At 60.9% G+C, this 15,555-nt stretch carries 10 protein-coding genes; 5 read left to right on the top strand and 5 right to left on the bottom strand.

The features are described 5' to 3' along the window. Nucleotides 1–36 precede the first annotated feature (36 nt). The 5 genes from ACX3YD_RS27855 to ACX3YD_RS27835 form a co-directional block, all read right to left on the bottom strand. The gene (locus ACX3YD_RS27855; RefSeq protein WP_090468667.1) at nt 37–2,034 is read right to left on the bottom strand and encodes a peptidase U32 family protein; all 1,998 of its coding nucleotides are present in this window, start codon (nt 2,032–2,034) and stop codon (nt 37–39) included. 236 nt (nt 2,035–2,270) lie between these two features. Continuing rightward, nucleotides 2,271–2,651, bottom strand: coding sequence for a RidA family protein (locus ACX3YD_RS27850; protein WP_090320103.1), 381 nt, complete (start codon nt 2,649–2,651; stop codon nt 2,271–2,273). Nucleotides 2,652–2,733: 82 nt separating this feature from the next. Next, nucleotides 2,734–5,352 (bottom strand): EAL domain-containing protein, encoded by a 2,619-nt coding sequence (locus ACX3YD_RS27845; protein WP_458961565.1) that lies wholly within the window; start codon nt 5,350–5,352, stop codon nt 2,734–2,736. A 190-nt stretch (nt 5,353–5,542) separates the two neighbouring features. Further along, nucleotides 5,543–8,368 (bottom strand): amino acid adenylation domain-containing protein, encoded by a 2,826-nt coding sequence (locus ACX3YD_RS27840; RefSeq protein ID WP_458961564.1) that lies wholly within the window; start codon nt 8,366–8,368, stop codon nt 5,543–5,545. A 68-nt stretch (nt 8,369–8,436) separates the two neighbouring features. Next, a complete protein-coding gene (locus ACX3YD_RS27835) occupies nt 8,437–9,309 on the bottom strand; it encodes a mechanosensitive ion channel family protein (protein ID WP_103404828.1) in 873 nt (290 codons plus the stop codon). Nucleotides 9,310–10,105: 796 nt separating this feature from the next. Between ACX3YD_RS27835 and ACX3YD_RS27830 the strand changes: the two genes are divergently transcribed. From ACX3YD_RS27830 to ACX3YD_RS27810, 5 genes are all read left to right on the top strand, one after another. After that, nucleotides 10,106–11,233 carry a PAS domain-containing protein gene (locus tag ACX3YD_RS27830; RefSeq protein ID WP_047527975.1) on the top strand — a complete coding sequence of 376 codons (1,128 nt, stop codon included), beginning with the start codon at nt 10,106–10,108 and terminating at the stop codon, nt 11,231–11,233. Continuing rightward, nucleotides 11,230–12,654, top strand: coding sequence for a sigma-54 interaction domain-containing protein (locus ACX3YD_RS27825; RefSeq protein WP_458961563.1), 1,425 nt, complete (start codon nt 11,230–11,232; stop codon nt 12,652–12,654). Before ACX3YD_RS27830 ends, ACX3YD_RS27825 begins: the two co-directional genes overlap by 4 nt. A gap of 270 nt (nt 12,655–12,924) precedes the next feature. Further along, nucleotides 12,925–13,527 (top strand): dimethylamine monooxygenase subunit DmmA family protein, encoded by a 603-nt coding sequence (locus ACX3YD_RS27820; protein WP_047527973.1) that lies wholly within the window; start codon nt 12,925–12,927, stop codon nt 13,525–13,527. Next, on the top strand, nt 13,524–14,492 hold the full coding sequence (locus tag ACX3YD_RS27815; protein ID WP_103404830.1) for a PDR/VanB family oxidoreductase: 969 nt from the start codon (nt 13,524–13,526) through the stop codon (nt 14,490–14,492). Before ACX3YD_RS27820 ends, ACX3YD_RS27815 begins: the two co-directional genes overlap by 4 nt. Nucleotides 14,493–14,511: 19 nt before the next feature. Next, a complete protein-coding gene (locus tag ACX3YD_RS27810) occupies nt 14,512–15,552 on the top strand; it encodes a heme-dependent oxidative N-demethylase family protein (protein WP_458961562.1) in 1,041 nt (346 codons plus the stop codon). The last annotated feature ends 3 nt before the right edge of the window (nt 15,553–15,555 follow it).

Here is a 15,555-nt window from a genome sequence, read left to right as displayed (position 1 = left end):
CGAGCAGGACGCCATGGCGTCGTGCTCGCCCGTCACTCAGTGAGGCGCGCGCGGGATGGTTTTGAGCAGGTCTTCAGGGCTGATGTGGCCAACCACTGACTGAACACTGCCCGGTTGCGGCAGATCCAGGATGTGGCCCTTCATCTTGCCGATCACGTGCATTTCGCACGGTTTGCAGTCGAACTTCAGTGTCAGTACTTCATCGCCGTGCACCAGTTGCATCGGCGCGACCTTGGTGCGAACGCCGGTGACGCCCTTGGCCTGTTTCGGGCAGAGGTTGAAGGAAAAACGCAGGCAGTGCTTGGTGATCATCACCGGCACTTCGCCCGTCTCTTCGTGGGCCTCGTAGGCCGCGTCGATCAGCTTCACGCCGTGACGGTGATAGAAATCACGGGCCTTCTGGTTGTAGACGTTGGCCAGGAACGACAGGTGCGATTCCGGGTACACCGGCGGTGGAGTGGTCTCGGCTTTGCGAGCGCCCCGTGGGTGTGCGGCAATGCGCGCCACGGTCAGCGCTTCGATCACTTCGCGGCGCAAGGCCTTGAGCTGCGAGTTGGGGATGAACCAGGCCTGGGGTGCGTCCAGCTTGATGTCCGTGGCGTGGTACTCGGTGGTGCCCAGTTGGCCCAGCAGATCGTGCAGTTGCTCCAGGGCCTGTTCCGGTTTATTGGCCACCCCGAACGGTCCGTCCAGGTTAACGCTGGCGCTGACGCCTTCTTCACTGGTGGCCGTCAGCTCCAGGCGATCTTCACGCAGGCGCGCGACCCACGAGAGGCCGATGCGGCGCTCGGCGGAGGTCTTTTGCAGCGCCTGGGCCCAGTTGTGATCCAGGTTGCGGCTGAGCGGGTGATTGGGGCGCAACTGGTGCAAGCCTTTGGGCATCTCGTTTGGCTCGACGCGGTAGCGGTAGCGCTTCTCGCCGTCCTCTTCGAACTCGCCCTTGGGCTCGGCGATGTTGGTGCGCCAACCCACCACTTCACGCTTGACCAGCACATTGAGGCCGTCGCCGTTGGACAGCGGCTCGTGGGTGACCACCAGCAGATCGCGCTTGCCGACTTTTTCCACCACGCCCACCGGCAGGCCGGTGAAGGTCGGCGAATCGAAGGCGCCGATGTCGATCTTGCGTTCGCTGACGAAGTAGTCGGTGCTGCCGCGGTGGAAGGTCTTGTCCGGATCGGGCAGGAAGAAGTGCGCGGTGCGGCCGCTGGAGGCGCGGGCCAGGTCCGGGCGGTCTTCAAGCACGTCGTCCAGGCGCTGGCGGTAATAGGCGGTGATGTTCTTCACATAACCCATGTCCTTGTAGCGCCCTTCGATCTTGAACGAGCGCACGCCGGCTTCGACCAGGGCGCGGATGTTGGCGCTCTGGTTGTTGTCCTTCATCGACAGCAGGTGCTTCTCGTAGGCGATCACCCCGCCCTTTTCGTCTTTGAGGGTATACGGCAGACGGCAGGCCTGGGAGCAATCGCCCCGGTTGGCGCTGCGGCCGGTCTGCGCGTGGGAAATGTTGCACTGGCCGGAGAAAGCCACGCACAGCGCGCCGTGGATGAAGAACTCGATCGCCGCGTCGGTCTCGTCGGCGATGGCGCGGATTTCCTGCAGGTTCAGTTCGCGGGCCAGCACCAGTTGCGAAAAACCGGCCTGATCGAGGAACTTCGCCCGCGCCAGGGTGCGGATGTCAGTCTGGGTACTGGCGTGCAGTTCAATCGGCGGGATATCCAGTTCCATCACGCCCAGGTCCTGGACGATCAGCGCGTCGACACCGGCATCGTAGAGTTCGTGGATCAGCTTGCGCGCCGGCTCCAGCTCGTTGTCGTGCAGGATGGTGTTGATGGTGGTGAACACCCGGGCGTGGTAGCGATGGGCAAACTCCACCAGCCGGGCGATATCGCTCACCTCGTTGCAGGCATTGTGGCGGGCGCCGAAGCTTGGCCCCCCCAGGTACACGGCGTCAGCGCCATGCAAAATGGCCTCGCGGGCGATGGCGACGTCGCGGGCGGGGCTCAGCAATTCGAGGTGATGCTTGGGTAGGGACATGTGTTTTTAGTCTGGCTTGTCACGATCAAGGCACGCATTGTAGCGGCGAAACGCCTGACCGGCACCCGTATGCTGCCGGGTGGTGCTCACTTGCTGACTTTCTTCAAAACACAGCAGATCAAATGTGGGAGCGGACTTGCTCGCGATGGGGGCGGTACATCCAGCATTTTGGTTGTCTGACCCACCGCCATCGCGGGCAAGCCCGCTCCCACAGGGTTGAGTGTCGCTGGAAGGGATCAGCCCTTGGCGGCCATCGCGGTGACTTCCACGCGCATGCCTTCGACCGCCAGGGCGGCTACGCCCACGGCGGCGCGCACCGGCCATGGCTTGGCGAAAAAGCGCTGGTAAACCTCGTTGAAGGCAGCCCGGTCGGCCATGTCGGTGAGGTAGATGGTCAGGTGCAGAACCCGGTCCATGGAGCTGCCGGCACGCTCCAGCGCAACCTTCAGCGCCTGCAGGGTGCATTCGCTCTGGAGGGTGATGTCGCCCAGCTCCAGGCTGCCGTCGGCACGGGTCGGGATCTGGGTGGAGACCAGCAGGCCGCCAAAACCGGCAACGTCGGAGGAGATGGAATCTGCATCGGGGTCAGGAACGAAGGTGATGTCTTGATTGGCCATGGGAAACTCTTGCTCGAGGGGGTAAAGGGTCGGTCGAAACCGGGCGGCCAGTTTACAGTGCCATCGTCAGGCCGTCCCTGAATCAGCTCGAAAACCCCGCCCCCACGCAGAGTGACCCTGCCCCGTTCCACGCCATCGCGCCCGCATTCACCGAATCAATGAATTGCACGAACGCCTGGCCAGGCAGTGGCTCCGAGAAGAAATTGCCCTGGCCGACCTCATACCCTTGGGCCTTGAGGATGTCACGCTGGACGGCGGACTCGATGCCTTCGGCCACCACGGTCAACGACAGACTCTTGCCGATGCCGATGACCGACTCGCTCAGTGCCCGGCAAGACGTATCGTGCTCCAGGTCGTCGACAAAACTCTTGTCCAGTTTCAGCTCGCTGATCGGCAGATGCCGCAAATACCCCAGACTGGAATAGCCCGTGCCGAAATCATCGATGGCCAACCGCACCCCCAACGCGTGCAGATCGCGGATGGTTTTACAGGTGCCAGGACTGTTGGAAAGCACCACGCCCTCGGTCACTTCCACGCACAAGTCGGCGGGTTGCAAACCGTATCGCTGCAATTGGCCGGCAATCAGTTCGGCCAGATCGAGGTTATGAAAGTTGATCGGCGACAGGTTGATCGAAAGCGACGCAATCGCCAATCCCTGTCGACGCCAGACGGCCAGTTGTTCGCATGCCGCTTGCAGCACCCATTGACTCAGTTCATTGATCAGCCCGCACTCCTCGGCCAGCGGTATGAATTGCCTTGGCGAGATGTCGCCCAGGGCCGGATGCGCCCAGCGAGCCAACGCCTCGACACCCACCAGCCTGCCGCTGTTGAGGTCGATCTGCGGCTGGTAGAACAACTCGAGGTTGCCGGTGGCCATGGCGTTGCGCAGCGCCGTTTCCAAAACCAATCGGTCTTGAGCGATCCGGTTCATCTTTTCGACAAAAAAGCTGAAGCTGCCGCGCTCGATGCGCTTGGCCTGATACATCGCAATGTCGGCACGGTGCAGCAAGGTCTCCATGTCACGCCCATCGCCGGGGAACAGGCTGATGCCAATGCTGGCCGAAACGACCACCGACATGCCCGCGATCGTCATCGGGCGACTCAGGAGCATCATCATCCGCTCCAGAAAAGTCGCGACCTGTGTCGCGTTCATGCGTGGCAGCACCAGGACGAATTCGTCGCCGGACAAACGCCCGACCAGGTCGGACTCTCGCAACAGGCTGCGCAGCCGGTGCGCCGTGACGCGCAATAACTCGTCACCCGAGGCATGGCCCAACGCATCGTTGATTTGCTTGAAGCGGTCCAGATCGACAAACAGCACGGCCAGCTCCGCCTGCTCTCGCGCCATTTCGCCCAGGGTGCGTTGTGCCTGGGCGAGCAGGTAACTGCGATTGGGCAGACCGGTCAATCCATCGTAAAAGGCCATTTTTCGAATGGATTGGCGGGCTTGCTCGCGTTCGAGGGCCAACATGCACAGATGCGTGCCCGCTTTGACCAAGTGGCCATGCAAGGGGTCCGGTCCACGGCTTTCCCGGAAATACAGGGCAAAGGTCGCGGCGATGCGCCCGGCACCGTTGCGCACCGGCATTGACCAACAGGCCTGCAAACCGGACTGTTGTGCCAGCTGCTTGTAGTCCGCCCACAGCGGGTCGTTGTTGATGTCGGTCACCAGTACCGGTTCGCCCCGGTAGGCGGCCGTACCGCAGGACCCCGTCGTGGGGCCGATGGCCAGGCCCTCGATGGCCCTGGAGTATTCGACCGGCAAGCCGGGGCTGGCCAGGGGATGCAGAATTCCTTGCGGATCAACACTGAGGATCGACACGATGACTTCGGGGGCGATGCGTTCAATTTCATGGCACAACAATGTCAGCACGCTCTCCAGAGACTCCTCCTTGAGCAATGCGCCAATGACTTTGTTCTGCAGCACTTCATGCAACTTCGACTGGGTAATGTCCGTCAGCACGATCACGACGTGTTCGAGCTGGTCTTGAGCGTCGAAGACGGGTGTCGAGGACACATGCACCCACAGGCGCTGTCCGCTGCGTTTGCTGATCAGGGCGCTGAACTCGTGAGGCTGGCCACAGAGAATGGCTTCCAGCTCCGGCTCCGCTTGCGTCTCGGCGCGAGCGTCGGGCACGAAGAACAGCAAGGGTGATTGCCCGATCACCTCCTCGCGAGAATACCCCAGCAAGCGGATCAGTCCGTCATTCACGTAGATAAGCTGTCGATGGGCGTCGACGATGCACGTCGCCGAATGCGTGGCATTGATCGACATCGATAGCAACCGATGCTCGAGGTCTTGCACGCGCAGGTGCGTGACATCCTTGAGAAAGACCGCACGCAGGGACTGGTCATGCATGACGATTGTCGAGACGGACATCACGCCCCAGCGCTCCTGACCATCCTGGCGCACGATCCGCGTATCCAGACTGCCGCCTGCCAGGTGATGGACGCCGCCGTCCGGGTGCTCGCTGGCAGAATCGTCAGGGTTGGGGTCAAGCCCCCGGGGAATCAGGGCACTGACGTTACCGCCCAGCGCCTCAATGCGCGAACAGCCCCAAAAGCGTTCGGCAGCGGCATTGAAAAACACCACGAGGCCCTGTGCATCCACGACCACCACGGCGTCGATAGCCTGCTCCAGTGTTTGTACCAAGACGCCTGGAGCCGCTTCGTCTCTTGCCAGTTCGACCCTTGTGTTCATCGCTGCCACATTTATCCGTGCAACCACCGCTTTTCATCCAGAAAAGCCTGTGGAACGCCGAAAGACCCTTCCCTGCCAGAAGGTACCCATCATCCAGGCAACAGTTGGCTCCGGTTAACGAAGCGCAACGGCATCAAGAACATGGAAATCAGGATAGTCGTGAAGTGGCGACCTGACGAAAACATCGGCGTCAGGCCACCCGCTCAATCTTTTGCGCACGGCGCTTCTTCTCGGCGCCGTTGAAGCGCATCAACACGATTCGCACGAACTTGTTCCAGGCGTAACCGACCACGATCCCGCCGACGATGGCGATCACCACGGCCAGTACAGGGCTGTCATTGAGGCGACGGGCCACGGACTGGAACTGGAAGTGCGTCAGATAGATGTACAGCGTTGACGCCGCGATGGCGGCGAGCCCACGCGCGATGAGTCCTGGCACGGGCACCGAGCGGATCCAGATCACCGCGAGCACCGCCGGCACCGCCACATCGATGTATTCGCTCATGCCAACCGCAGGCAAGCCATGCCCGTAGAACTCCAGTAAATCTCGCCCGCCCACCACAATGACCGCCACCGCGCTGGCCATCCATTTGCGCCGGGTGGAGTCGGCATAGTGAATGGCCATGCCGAGCACCATGATCGCCAGGAAATGCTGCGGCACCCGGTTATCGAGCGCTGAAGCATCAAACACATACAGACTGATCAACAGATCAGCCACCGCCAACAGGCAGGACGCCATGAGCAAATAACGGAACGGATTGGAAAGGATGATTTGCCTGACGCGCTCGAACGACAACACTAGCCCGATAATCACGATCATCTGCAACAGCACTTCAACGTACCAATAGGTGAAGTAGCCGATGTCATTGGGGGCAAACCAGTTGGAAATCATCAACACGGACTGCCAGTGAAACCTGTCGAAAAGCACCTGGGTCAACAACGTATACAGGACGGTGGGCACTGCGATAGTGGCCACGGACTTGACGAGCGTACTGGCGTTACCGCGTTCATTGATGGCTTGAAATTGAAACCTCGCCAGGCTGAGACCGGACACGACGAACAACACCGCCGTTTCGCCGAAGAACGCCCAATCCTTAAACAGTTGAAAATGCCCGACAACGATCATCACGATGGACATGACCCGCAGCAACACGGGAACTTCCATTGCCCGAACGGCCAGCCTCGACGGTCTGGCGGTATTGGCCAACTCACCCAGATCACGGACCGGCAGCATTTCCCATCGCTCGGGCAGATGCCCGATCAACCGCTCAAGGACCATTGACGCCTGGACGAACGACAGCGAATCGCCGCCCAGCTCCACGAACGACAGGTTGGCGTCGATATGCGGGACGTCGAGGATTGCAGACCAGGCGTCCGCCAGCTTGAGCCCGATCGGCGACAGATTCTGGTCCGAGCCCGGGGACGCCGCTTGCGTCGAAGCGCCCGCTGCAGTGAGCGCCCGCTTATCGATCTTGCCATTGGGCGTCAGTGGAATGGCGTCCAGAAACACGAACAACGCCGGCACCATGTAGTCGGGAAGTGCCTTGCTGACATGCTCGCGCAATTGAACCGACGAAACAGGCTGGGTTGAAACGCAATAGGCCACCAGCCTCACGCTGGAACGGTCATTCGCCGCCAGCACAACGCACTGCTTGATTCGAGGATGGCGCGAAATGGCGCCCTCGATTTCAGTCAGTTCGATTCGGTGCCCGCGAATCTTGACCTGACTGTCACCCCGCCCCAGAAACATGACACTGCCATCGGGAAGGTAGGTGCCGAGGTCGCCGGTCTTGTAGCAAATGTCATCCGGGAGACGGGTAAAGGGATTGACCACAAAACTATCCCGGGTCTTCGCCGCGTCGCCCCAGTAACCCAATGACAGATAAGGGCTGCGAATCAGGATTTCCCCCACTTCTCCAATGCCGGCCAACTGACTGGCGTCATTCACGACCAGCAGTTGTGCCCCGTCTATGCCTTTGCCCAGCGGTATCCGCGAATTGTCGGCGGCGGGATCGAGCGGGTGAAACGCCATGGCCTGTGGCGTTTCCGTCGTACCGTAGAAGTTCACGCTCTTTGCATCGGGCGCAATGACGCGCATCTGTTCGTACAAGGTATCGCTCAGGGCGTCGCCACCCCAAAACAGGTAGCGCAAATCGTTGAATCGGTTTCCATTGATCTTTGCGCCCGCTTCAATGAGCTTGCCCAGGGGCGGCGTCAGGTGAATGACCGAAATGGCATGTTCATGCAGCCATGTGGCCAGGGCCGATGGATCGATAACCAGCGACTGCGCCGGAATGACCACTTTCGCGCCGATGGACAGCGGCGTGAAGACGTCCCTGTAGACGGGGTCATGACCCAGTCCGGACAACAGGGAAAAGCAATCGTTTTCCGATAGCGAATGATGCCGGGTATGCCACTCGATGAAATGAACCAGCGGCGCATGGTGGGTGACAATCCCCTTCGGCTCACCGGTACTGCCCGATGTGAAGGTGATGTAGGCCGGATGAGCCGGGTCGACGTCCGGCAAATCATCTGGAGCAATGGCAAACGCTTGCAGGGATTCGTCAGGCGATTCGGGAATCTGCACTACCTGCGGATGAGCAGTGCCCTGCCCCGGTTGTACAGGCCCGGGATCGAAGGTCGCCCCGCCGCAAAGCAACACAAACGAGGGCTGCAGGATACGTATGATCTGGTCGATGCGCGCAGCGGGATAGGCCATGTCGGCGACACTGAACGTCAACCCGGCCCGCGACGCGCCGAGCATGGCGTAGACCAGGCCCGCGCAGCGATTGGAAACGATGACCACCCGGTCTGACTCGCGGGCGCCCTTTTCGATCAGAAAGCCGGCAATGCCCCGGCTTATGCGCTCAAGTTGATGATAACTGCACGATGCATCGTGGGAGATGACAGCGGTAGCATCGGGTGTACGGTTCGCGTGTTGCAAGAAATCCATGAATATCGGACGTTCGACACAATATTCCAGGGTCAGCGTTGGGTTGGGGCGAACATCCTGCATTTATTGATCCTGCTCCGCATGAAGTCGATTGCGACCCGGTACCCATGACCGCAATCGAACTGACGCCGTCATTCCTTGGTCAGTGCTCCGGGCAAGGTAGCGCCCTGCTGGAAAATCACCGTTTGCGCCGGCATCGGTGCCGGGAAGCCCGCCTCGCCGAGGGCATCCTTGATGGTGCGATTGGTGTCGAAATACACCTGCCAATAGTACTCATTGTGGCAATAAGGACGCACCGCCAACACGGGCCCTACCAGATTGAACTCCAGGATCTCCACATCCACCGCCGGCTCGGCGAGCACGTTGGGGAGGGTCGCGATTTTCTCCTTGAGCAAGGCCGCCGCCGCCTTCCAGTCGGCGGCGCCGGACAGCTGTGCCTTGAGTTCAACACGGCGGAAGGGATTGTGGGTGAAATTCTGGATGTTGTCGCTGAAGATCTTGTTGTTGCCCACCAGGGTCAGCACGTTGTCCGGGGTATTGATCGCCGTGGCGAACAGGCCGATCTCGGTGACCGTGCCTGTTACCCCACCAGCGCAGATGAAATCGCCCACCTTGAACGGGCGCAGGACAATGATGAAGGCACCAGCCGCCAGGTTGGCCAACAACCCCGACCAGGCCATGCCGATCGCCAGACCGACCGCGGCGAGCAGCGCGGCGAAGGTGGTGGTCTGCATGCCGAGGTAACCGAGGATGCCGATCACCAGGATGATGTTCAGCGTCACCGTGATCGCCGAGCCCACATAGCGCAACACGGTCGGGTCGACCTTCTGCTTGCCCAGGGCCTTTTGCACCATATGGACGGCAAAGCCGATCAGCCAGCGCCCGACGATCCAGAACGCGATAGCGGTGAGAATCTTGACCGCGAAAGCGGCCCCGTAGGCCTGAACGATGGCGATGAGGGCGTTGAACTTGGCAGTGGTGACATTAACGATAGTCTCGTCCATGGAGGGAGCTCGCGAATGAGGGTTGACCTCAAGACGCTAGCACAGCCGGCGAGCCCTGCCAGTCGAATTGCGTTGCCTATGCCTGGGTACATCCCTCTGTAGGAGCCAGCCTGCTGGCGAGGGTCGTCAACGATGATGCGTGTGGCCTGGTTAAACGCGGCGTATTTGAGTCCATCGCGAGCAGGCTCGCTCCTACAGGTATTGCGTTACCTATGCCTGGCTCCTGCAGGAATGCGTGAACGGCATTAAAAAGCCCGCTCAAGGCGGGCTTCGGAGGTTAAGTAGGTGGCCAGCGCTGGTCTCTGGCTTACAAGGTTTATCAGGCCTCCCACAGAACAGTCATGTAACCATGATGCAACTAAACACTGTCCTGCTTCACACGGCATAAGGGCTGGATCTCAGCGCGGAGATCTTTCTAACCGTGTACCCTTCGGAGCGCGCCCCACGCCTCCTCGCTAACCGCTTGCGCATCAGTCTGCGTTTTCACCTACAACTTCAGATTAGCAAAGCACTCAGGCAATGGGGCGGCGTTTTTAGACCGATTTCATCCTGGGAAACACCTGGCTGGATGGAAAAATGCTATCGCCCTCACCGCTCCAGCGATCAGCCGCGACAGGGTCATTCATCGGATAGCGTGTCCGGCCCGGCAAAGTGCTGTAAATATGCATAAACTGCTGCATTATCACAGCACTCAGCCAGACAGGCCTTCGTAAACATCAATGTTTATAAGCGTTTCGATTGGCATGCAATGTGCCGTATCCAAATACTCAAACGCCAATATCGAGCCGATCCATCCATGGATATCCTGAATTTGCTGGCCAAGAAAGCCCAGCCCCTCGCAAGCACCGTCAGCGCCGACGGGCAACTGCTCAACCTGTCCGCCAGCCTGAGCGATCAATTGGGCTATGCGCTGGAGGAACTGCTGGCGCAACCGATCGAACGCATTTTCAGCGTCGAGTCGGTGCGTGCCTTGCAGTCGCTGTTCGCCAACCCGCCTGCCGACGAACTCATCCCGAGCCTGGAGCTCACCTTGATTCGCCACAATGGCGGCCTGCTGCACGTGATCGCCAGTGGCCTGCTGGAATGGCGGACCGTGCAACCGGCGCGCCTGCACCTGGTGAAAATCCCCCTCGGATCGCTGGGCCACCGGCTGCGGGAAATGCACAATGCCAACGAAGTGATGAGCCAGATGCTGCAGAGCGCAAAGGTGGCGTACTGGTGCATCGAATTCGCCGAAGCGGTGAACATCAACAATACCCCGGACGAAATTGTCCGCCAGGTCTTTGAAAACGACTCCCACTGGCGCCTGTGCAACCGCGCCATGGCCGATGTCTACGAGATGCCGTCGGATGTCGATTTCAATCAGCAGCCCGTCCGCCTGTACTGGCCTCGCAGCCCGGCCAACGAAGCATTCGTGCGGCGCTTGATCGAGGCCGGGTTCAGCGTCGACTGCGCCCTCTCGGTGGACCGTCGCCACGATGGCTCGCCGGCCTACGTCGAAAACGATGTGCGGGCAACCATCATCAACGGGCAACTGCTGCGGATGTGGGGCAGCATTCGCGACGTCAGCCAGGAATTGCGCATGCAGCACGACGCCGAGCAGCGCATCGAAGCGTTGCGCCGGGTGTTCGATGCCGTGCCCGACGCCGTGTTGGTGATCGATGAACACCTGCAGCCGCAGTGGCGCAATGCGGCGTTCGAAGACACGTTCGGCATCACCCATGGCGCCGGGATCGCACAGTTGCTGCTGGACATGGCCTTGCCCGAACGCACCTGGCACAGCCTGCCGCTACCTGATTTGCATGGGCGCGACCGGAATTTCAATGTGCACTGCTCGCGCATCCTGGTCCGTGAGGGCGTGGCGTGGCGGGTGGCGGTGTTTCGCGAATGCCAGGGGCGTCGCGTCCAGGATTTGCATCCATGAAGGACTCGAACCTGCCGCCCTCGTTGCAGATGGGCATGCGCTCTTCGGTCAATGCCAGCAGTGAAGTGCTGGGTGCCTTGCTGGAAACCCCGGCACTGCACGCTTTGCTCGACAGCTTCAGCGAAGCACTGATCATCACTGACGGCGAAGGTCGGGTGCGCTTTCTCAACCTCGCCGCCGAGCGGGTCAACCGCTTGTCGAAACAGCAAGCCATCGGGTTGTCCGAGCGCGATTTCTTCCAGCGCTCGGCCCTGAATTACGACGACTTGCTGGCTGCGCTCAATCGCGGAGGCAACAGCGCCCTGACCCGTTCCCGGGAAGGCCGCGTGCTGCTCAGCAGCACCCATGCCATCCCCACCGGGGCCTACGAAAAACCGTTCCGGATGCTGACCCAGAAAGACTTCGACGGCAGCCAGCCGCAACGGCGGGCATCACTCGGCAATCGACCGGCGGAACCGCAAGGCCTGCGCGACCCGCAGGACAACGCCCTGCACCTCTCGCCTCAACTGTCGAGCATCGCCGACACCGGCGTGCGCGCGTTCCGCCGGCGCGCGCGACTGTTGCTCCTGGGCGAGCCCGGCGTCGGCAAGACGGCCATTGCCCGACACATTCACCGTGCGGCCGGCTGGGGTGATCGACCGTTCATTCATGTCAACTGCGGGAGCATTCCCGAGAGCCTGTTCGAGTCGGAGATGTTCGGCTACGAGCGCGGCGCTTTTACCGGCGCGCTGCAGGGCGGCAAGCAAGGCTACATCGAGGCGGCCTCCGGGGGGACGCTGTTCCTCGACGAGATCGGCGAGATCCCCTTGCATGTACAGGCCAAGTTGCTGAAGTTTCTCGAAGACAGCACCATTCAATCGGTCGGCTCGCCCCTGAGCAAAACCGTGCAAGTGCAAGTGATCGCGGCCACCAACAAGGATCTGCGCCACTTGGTGAGCACCGGTGAATTTCGTGCCGATCTTTACTATCGCCTGGCCGTGCTGCCGGTGGAAATCCCGCCACTGCGCCAGCATCGCGATGACCTGCCGTTTCTCATCGACATCCTGCTCAGCCGCATCAACGGTGATCGCGAGCCTTCCCTGAGCCTGTCGGCCGGTTGCCGCAAGCGTCTGATGAGCTATGACTTCCCGGGCAATATTCGCGAACTGGTCAACATCTTCGAACGCCTGGCGGTTCTCGCCGACGACGAGGCGCAAGAGCATCATTTGCCCGCGGAGCTGCTGCAAGCGCAACGACTGAAGCCCTCCGTCGTTCAGGGCGCCACCGATCAGAGCGCCGAGCAGAACCTCAAACTTCAGGTCCAGCAGTTCGAACGCCAGGTCATCCTCGAGGCGGTGGAACTGTGCGGCAGCAAACGCAAGGCGGCGCAGCATCTGGGCATCGATATCGGTACGTTGATTCGCAAATTGCAGCGTGACTGATGCCTTGATTCCCGCAACACACAACCCTGTGGGTGCACGCTCACGCCTGCAGGGGGTGATGTGGCTTCCCGCCTGAATGCTGCAAAAATGCCTACACCCATCGTTATTTTTACCCCAAAGCCATCCTCGACAAACAATAAAACCCTTTAATTTCAATAACTTGAATAACTGGCACGCCCTGTGCTCCTGCTATCGCAACCCACCGTCGTTGGGCGTTGCATCACAGCCGGCTTTCATCAGCCGAGCCGATAGTCAGGAGAAAAAACAAGAATGCTGATCACCGGGATCAAAAGCCGACCGGTCTATGACCAGTTGCAACCGCTGCCGGGCGGTACGCGGCACATCATTGCGGGGCAAGGCAGTGGCGGGCGCGCCATGTTGCGCCTGCTCGACGAAATGGCCGGCCTGGACCGGCCCATCACCTTGCTGTATTCCCGCGAATCCTTTTCCGGGCAGGACTTTGTCGCTCAATTGCAGGAGCATCCAGGCCATCAATTGAAGCTGTACGCCAGCAACCAGGCGTTGATCGATGACCTGAACGACCTGCTCTTCGATGCGCGAATGGGCACCCGTCTGTACCTCGCCGGGTCGGAAAGCTTCCTGGGCAGCGCCATGCAAGTGGCCACCCGCTACGACCTCAATCGCGATGAAGTGCTGCGCGAACATTCCGGCACGCTGGTGCGCAGGGTCTGGTGCGTGCACTGCGACACCTATACCGAAAACGTCACCCAACGTGTCTACGACTGCCCCGGTTGCGGCCTGACGCTGGTGGTGCGCGATCACTATTCCCGGCGGCTGGCAGCGTTTCAGGCGGTCAAGGCCGATGCCGAAGTACCGGGCGAACTGCCGCCCGCCGAGGAGCTCGACACATGAGCCAGAACACTGGGACTTTAAATCTGCGCGTGGCCCGAATCGAATCGGTGACCCCGGAAATCAAGCGCTTCACCCTGGTCTCACCGACCGGCGAGCACTTGCCGGCGTTCTCCGGTGGCAGCCATGTGGTGGTGCTGATCGCCAACGACCGCAACACCTTGCGCAACCCTTACTCGCTGCTGAGCTCGCCCTACGACACCAGCAGCTACCAGATTGCCGTACGTCGCGTGCAAAGCGGTCGCGGCGGCTCGGTGGCCCTGCACGACAGCGTCAATGAAGGCGATCTGATCGAAGTCACGCCGCCGGTCAATCTGTTTCCGCTGATCAAACAGGCACGCCTGCATCTGTTCATCGCTGGCGGCGTCGGCATCACCCCGGTGATTTCCCAACTGGAGGAGTTGCGCCTGAGCAAGGTGCCGTTCGAGCTGCACTACGCGGTGCGCGGCGAAGAACATGCGCAACTTGGCAAAGAGCTGCAGGCGACCTACGGCGACAAGGTTCACCTGTATCGCAAGGGCATCGAAGCGCGCATGGACATCGGCCGGGTCCTGGCCGATCGCCCGCTCGGCAGTCACGTGTACGCCTGCGGCCCGGACAGCATGATCGATGCCACCCTGGCCTGCGCCCGCGAATTGGGCTGGACCGACAGCCACGTGCACTTCGAACGTTTCCTGGAGCAAAGCAGTGGCGGCGAAGCCTTCAGTTTTACCCTCGGCCGCAGTGGCGCGACCATCGAGGTCTCGCCCGACCAGACCATGCTCGAAGCCGTGGAAGCCGCCGGTTACAGCATGCCTTACCTGTGCCGTGGCGGCGCCTGTGGCCACTGCGAAACCGAGGTGCTGGAGCTCGACGGCGAGCTGCTGCACACCGATGACTGGCTGTCCGACGAGGACAAAACCAGCGGCAAGAAAATCATGCCCTGCGTGTCCCGCGCCAAATGCAATCGCCTGGTCATCGACCTCTGATCGACGGAGAAAAAAAACAATGAACATCCCATTCAATCCCGACGAAACCTACCGCGACGACTACACTTTCGCCAACAGCCCGGAATGCATCGCCCGCGCGCCCTTCCCGTTTCCCGATGACAATTACATGTACTCGATGAACCTCGAGCCCCATGTCTCGGTGGGAGACGGTGCCTTCCGCGCCGCGTTCGATATCGACGAGCATTACATCAGCGAATGCCGCGACCGGGCGATCACCCTGGAGAAAGACCCGGGCATGCACTATGTCTCGGCGCCGCACATGATGGAGGCGCAATGGGATTTGCTCGAACTGATCATGGAATCCTACGCCCGGGACTACCCGCAGTACTTCAGCCTGGAGCGTGAAGGCCGCCAGTGGCACTGGACCAACCGCTTGCTGGACATTGACGACCGCTTCACCTTCGGTGACCCGGCCACCCTTCCCTACGAGCCGATGGAGTACGTGACCCGCCAGGCCCAGGGCGACTGGGTGTTGCAAGAGGAGCGCGACGGCACACTGTACTGGGGAGCGGGCATCGCCACCCAGCGCGCCGATTATTCGCTGCGCTTCAACCTCGGCATGAGCTGGGAAGAATTCCACGGCCCGGTGCCGCTGGTGAAAGAAATCGGCATGCTCAACCGTGCGCTGAAGTTCCTGCTGCGCCTGCGCACCGGGCATCCGGTGCGGCGTCTGAACTGGTCGCTGACGGTCAACCCGCGCCTCGAGGTCTCGGCCGAAAGCCTGCCGGAATGGGCACCGGACCGGACCATCGTGACCGCGGAAAATGCCGGCAAACTGGTTTACCTGCGCATTGAGTTGCAACCGCTGCATCGCCTGCCGCGCAGCAACGCCATCGTCTTCCCGATCCGCACCTACCTGCTCAGCCTCGAAGACATCGCCACCAACCCGGCCTGGGCCCGGCGCATGCACCGGGTGCTGCGCGACCTGGATCAGCAACTGGTCGACTACAAGGGCTTCAGCCGTTATCGCGATGCGGCGGTGCAGTGGTTGTCGCAATACGACGACGGGCGCGACAGCGAAGTGACAAAGCAGGCTTAAGAA

The organism is Pseudomonas fluorescens group sp. PF-1, from assembly GCF_054481335.1.
The sequence above is the reverse complement of the archived record's forward strand: the minus strand, read 5'-3'. Positions and strand labels throughout refer to the sequence as shown.

Bases quoted from the DNA above. Each gene is read 5' to 3' on its own strand.
- ACX3YD_RS27855 (WP_090468667.1), bottom strand. From the start codon at position 2,034: ATGTCCCTACCCAAGCATCACCTCGAATTGCTGAGCCCCGCCCGCGAC.
- ACX3YD_RS27850 (WP_090320103.1), bottom strand. From the start codon at position 2,651: ATGGCCAATCAAGACATCACCTTCGTTCCTGACCCCGATGCAGATTCC.
- ACX3YD_RS27845 (WP_458961565.1), bottom strand. From the start codon at position 5,352: ATGAACACAAGGGTCGAACTGGCAAGAGACGAAGCGGCTCCAGGCGTC.
- ACX3YD_RS27840 (WP_458961564.1), bottom strand. From the start codon at position 8,368: ATGCAGGATGTTCGCCCCAACCCAACGCTGACCCTGGAATATTGTGTC.
- ACX3YD_RS27835 (WP_103404828.1), bottom strand. From the start codon at position 9,309: ATGGACGAGACTATCGTTAATGTCACCACTGCCAAGTTCAACGCCCTC.
- ACX3YD_RS27830 (WP_047527975.1), top strand. From the start codon at position 10,106: ATGGATATCCTGAATTTGCTGGCCAAGAAAGCCCAGCCCCTCGCAAGC.
- ACX3YD_RS27825 (WP_458961563.1), top strand. From the start codon at position 11,230: ATGAAGGACTCGAACCTGCCGCCCTCGTTGCAGATGGGCATGCGCTCT.
- ACX3YD_RS27820 (WP_047527973.1), top strand. From the start codon at position 12,925: ATGCTGATCACCGGGATCAAAAGCCGACCGGTCTATGACCAGTTGCAA.
- ACX3YD_RS27815 (WP_103404830.1), top strand. From the start codon at position 13,524: ATGAGCCAGAACACTGGGACTTTAAATCTGCGCGTGGCCCGAATCGAA.
- ACX3YD_RS27810 (WP_458961562.1), top strand. From the start codon at position 14,512: ATGAACATCCCATTCAATCCCGACGAAACCTACCGCGACGACTACACT.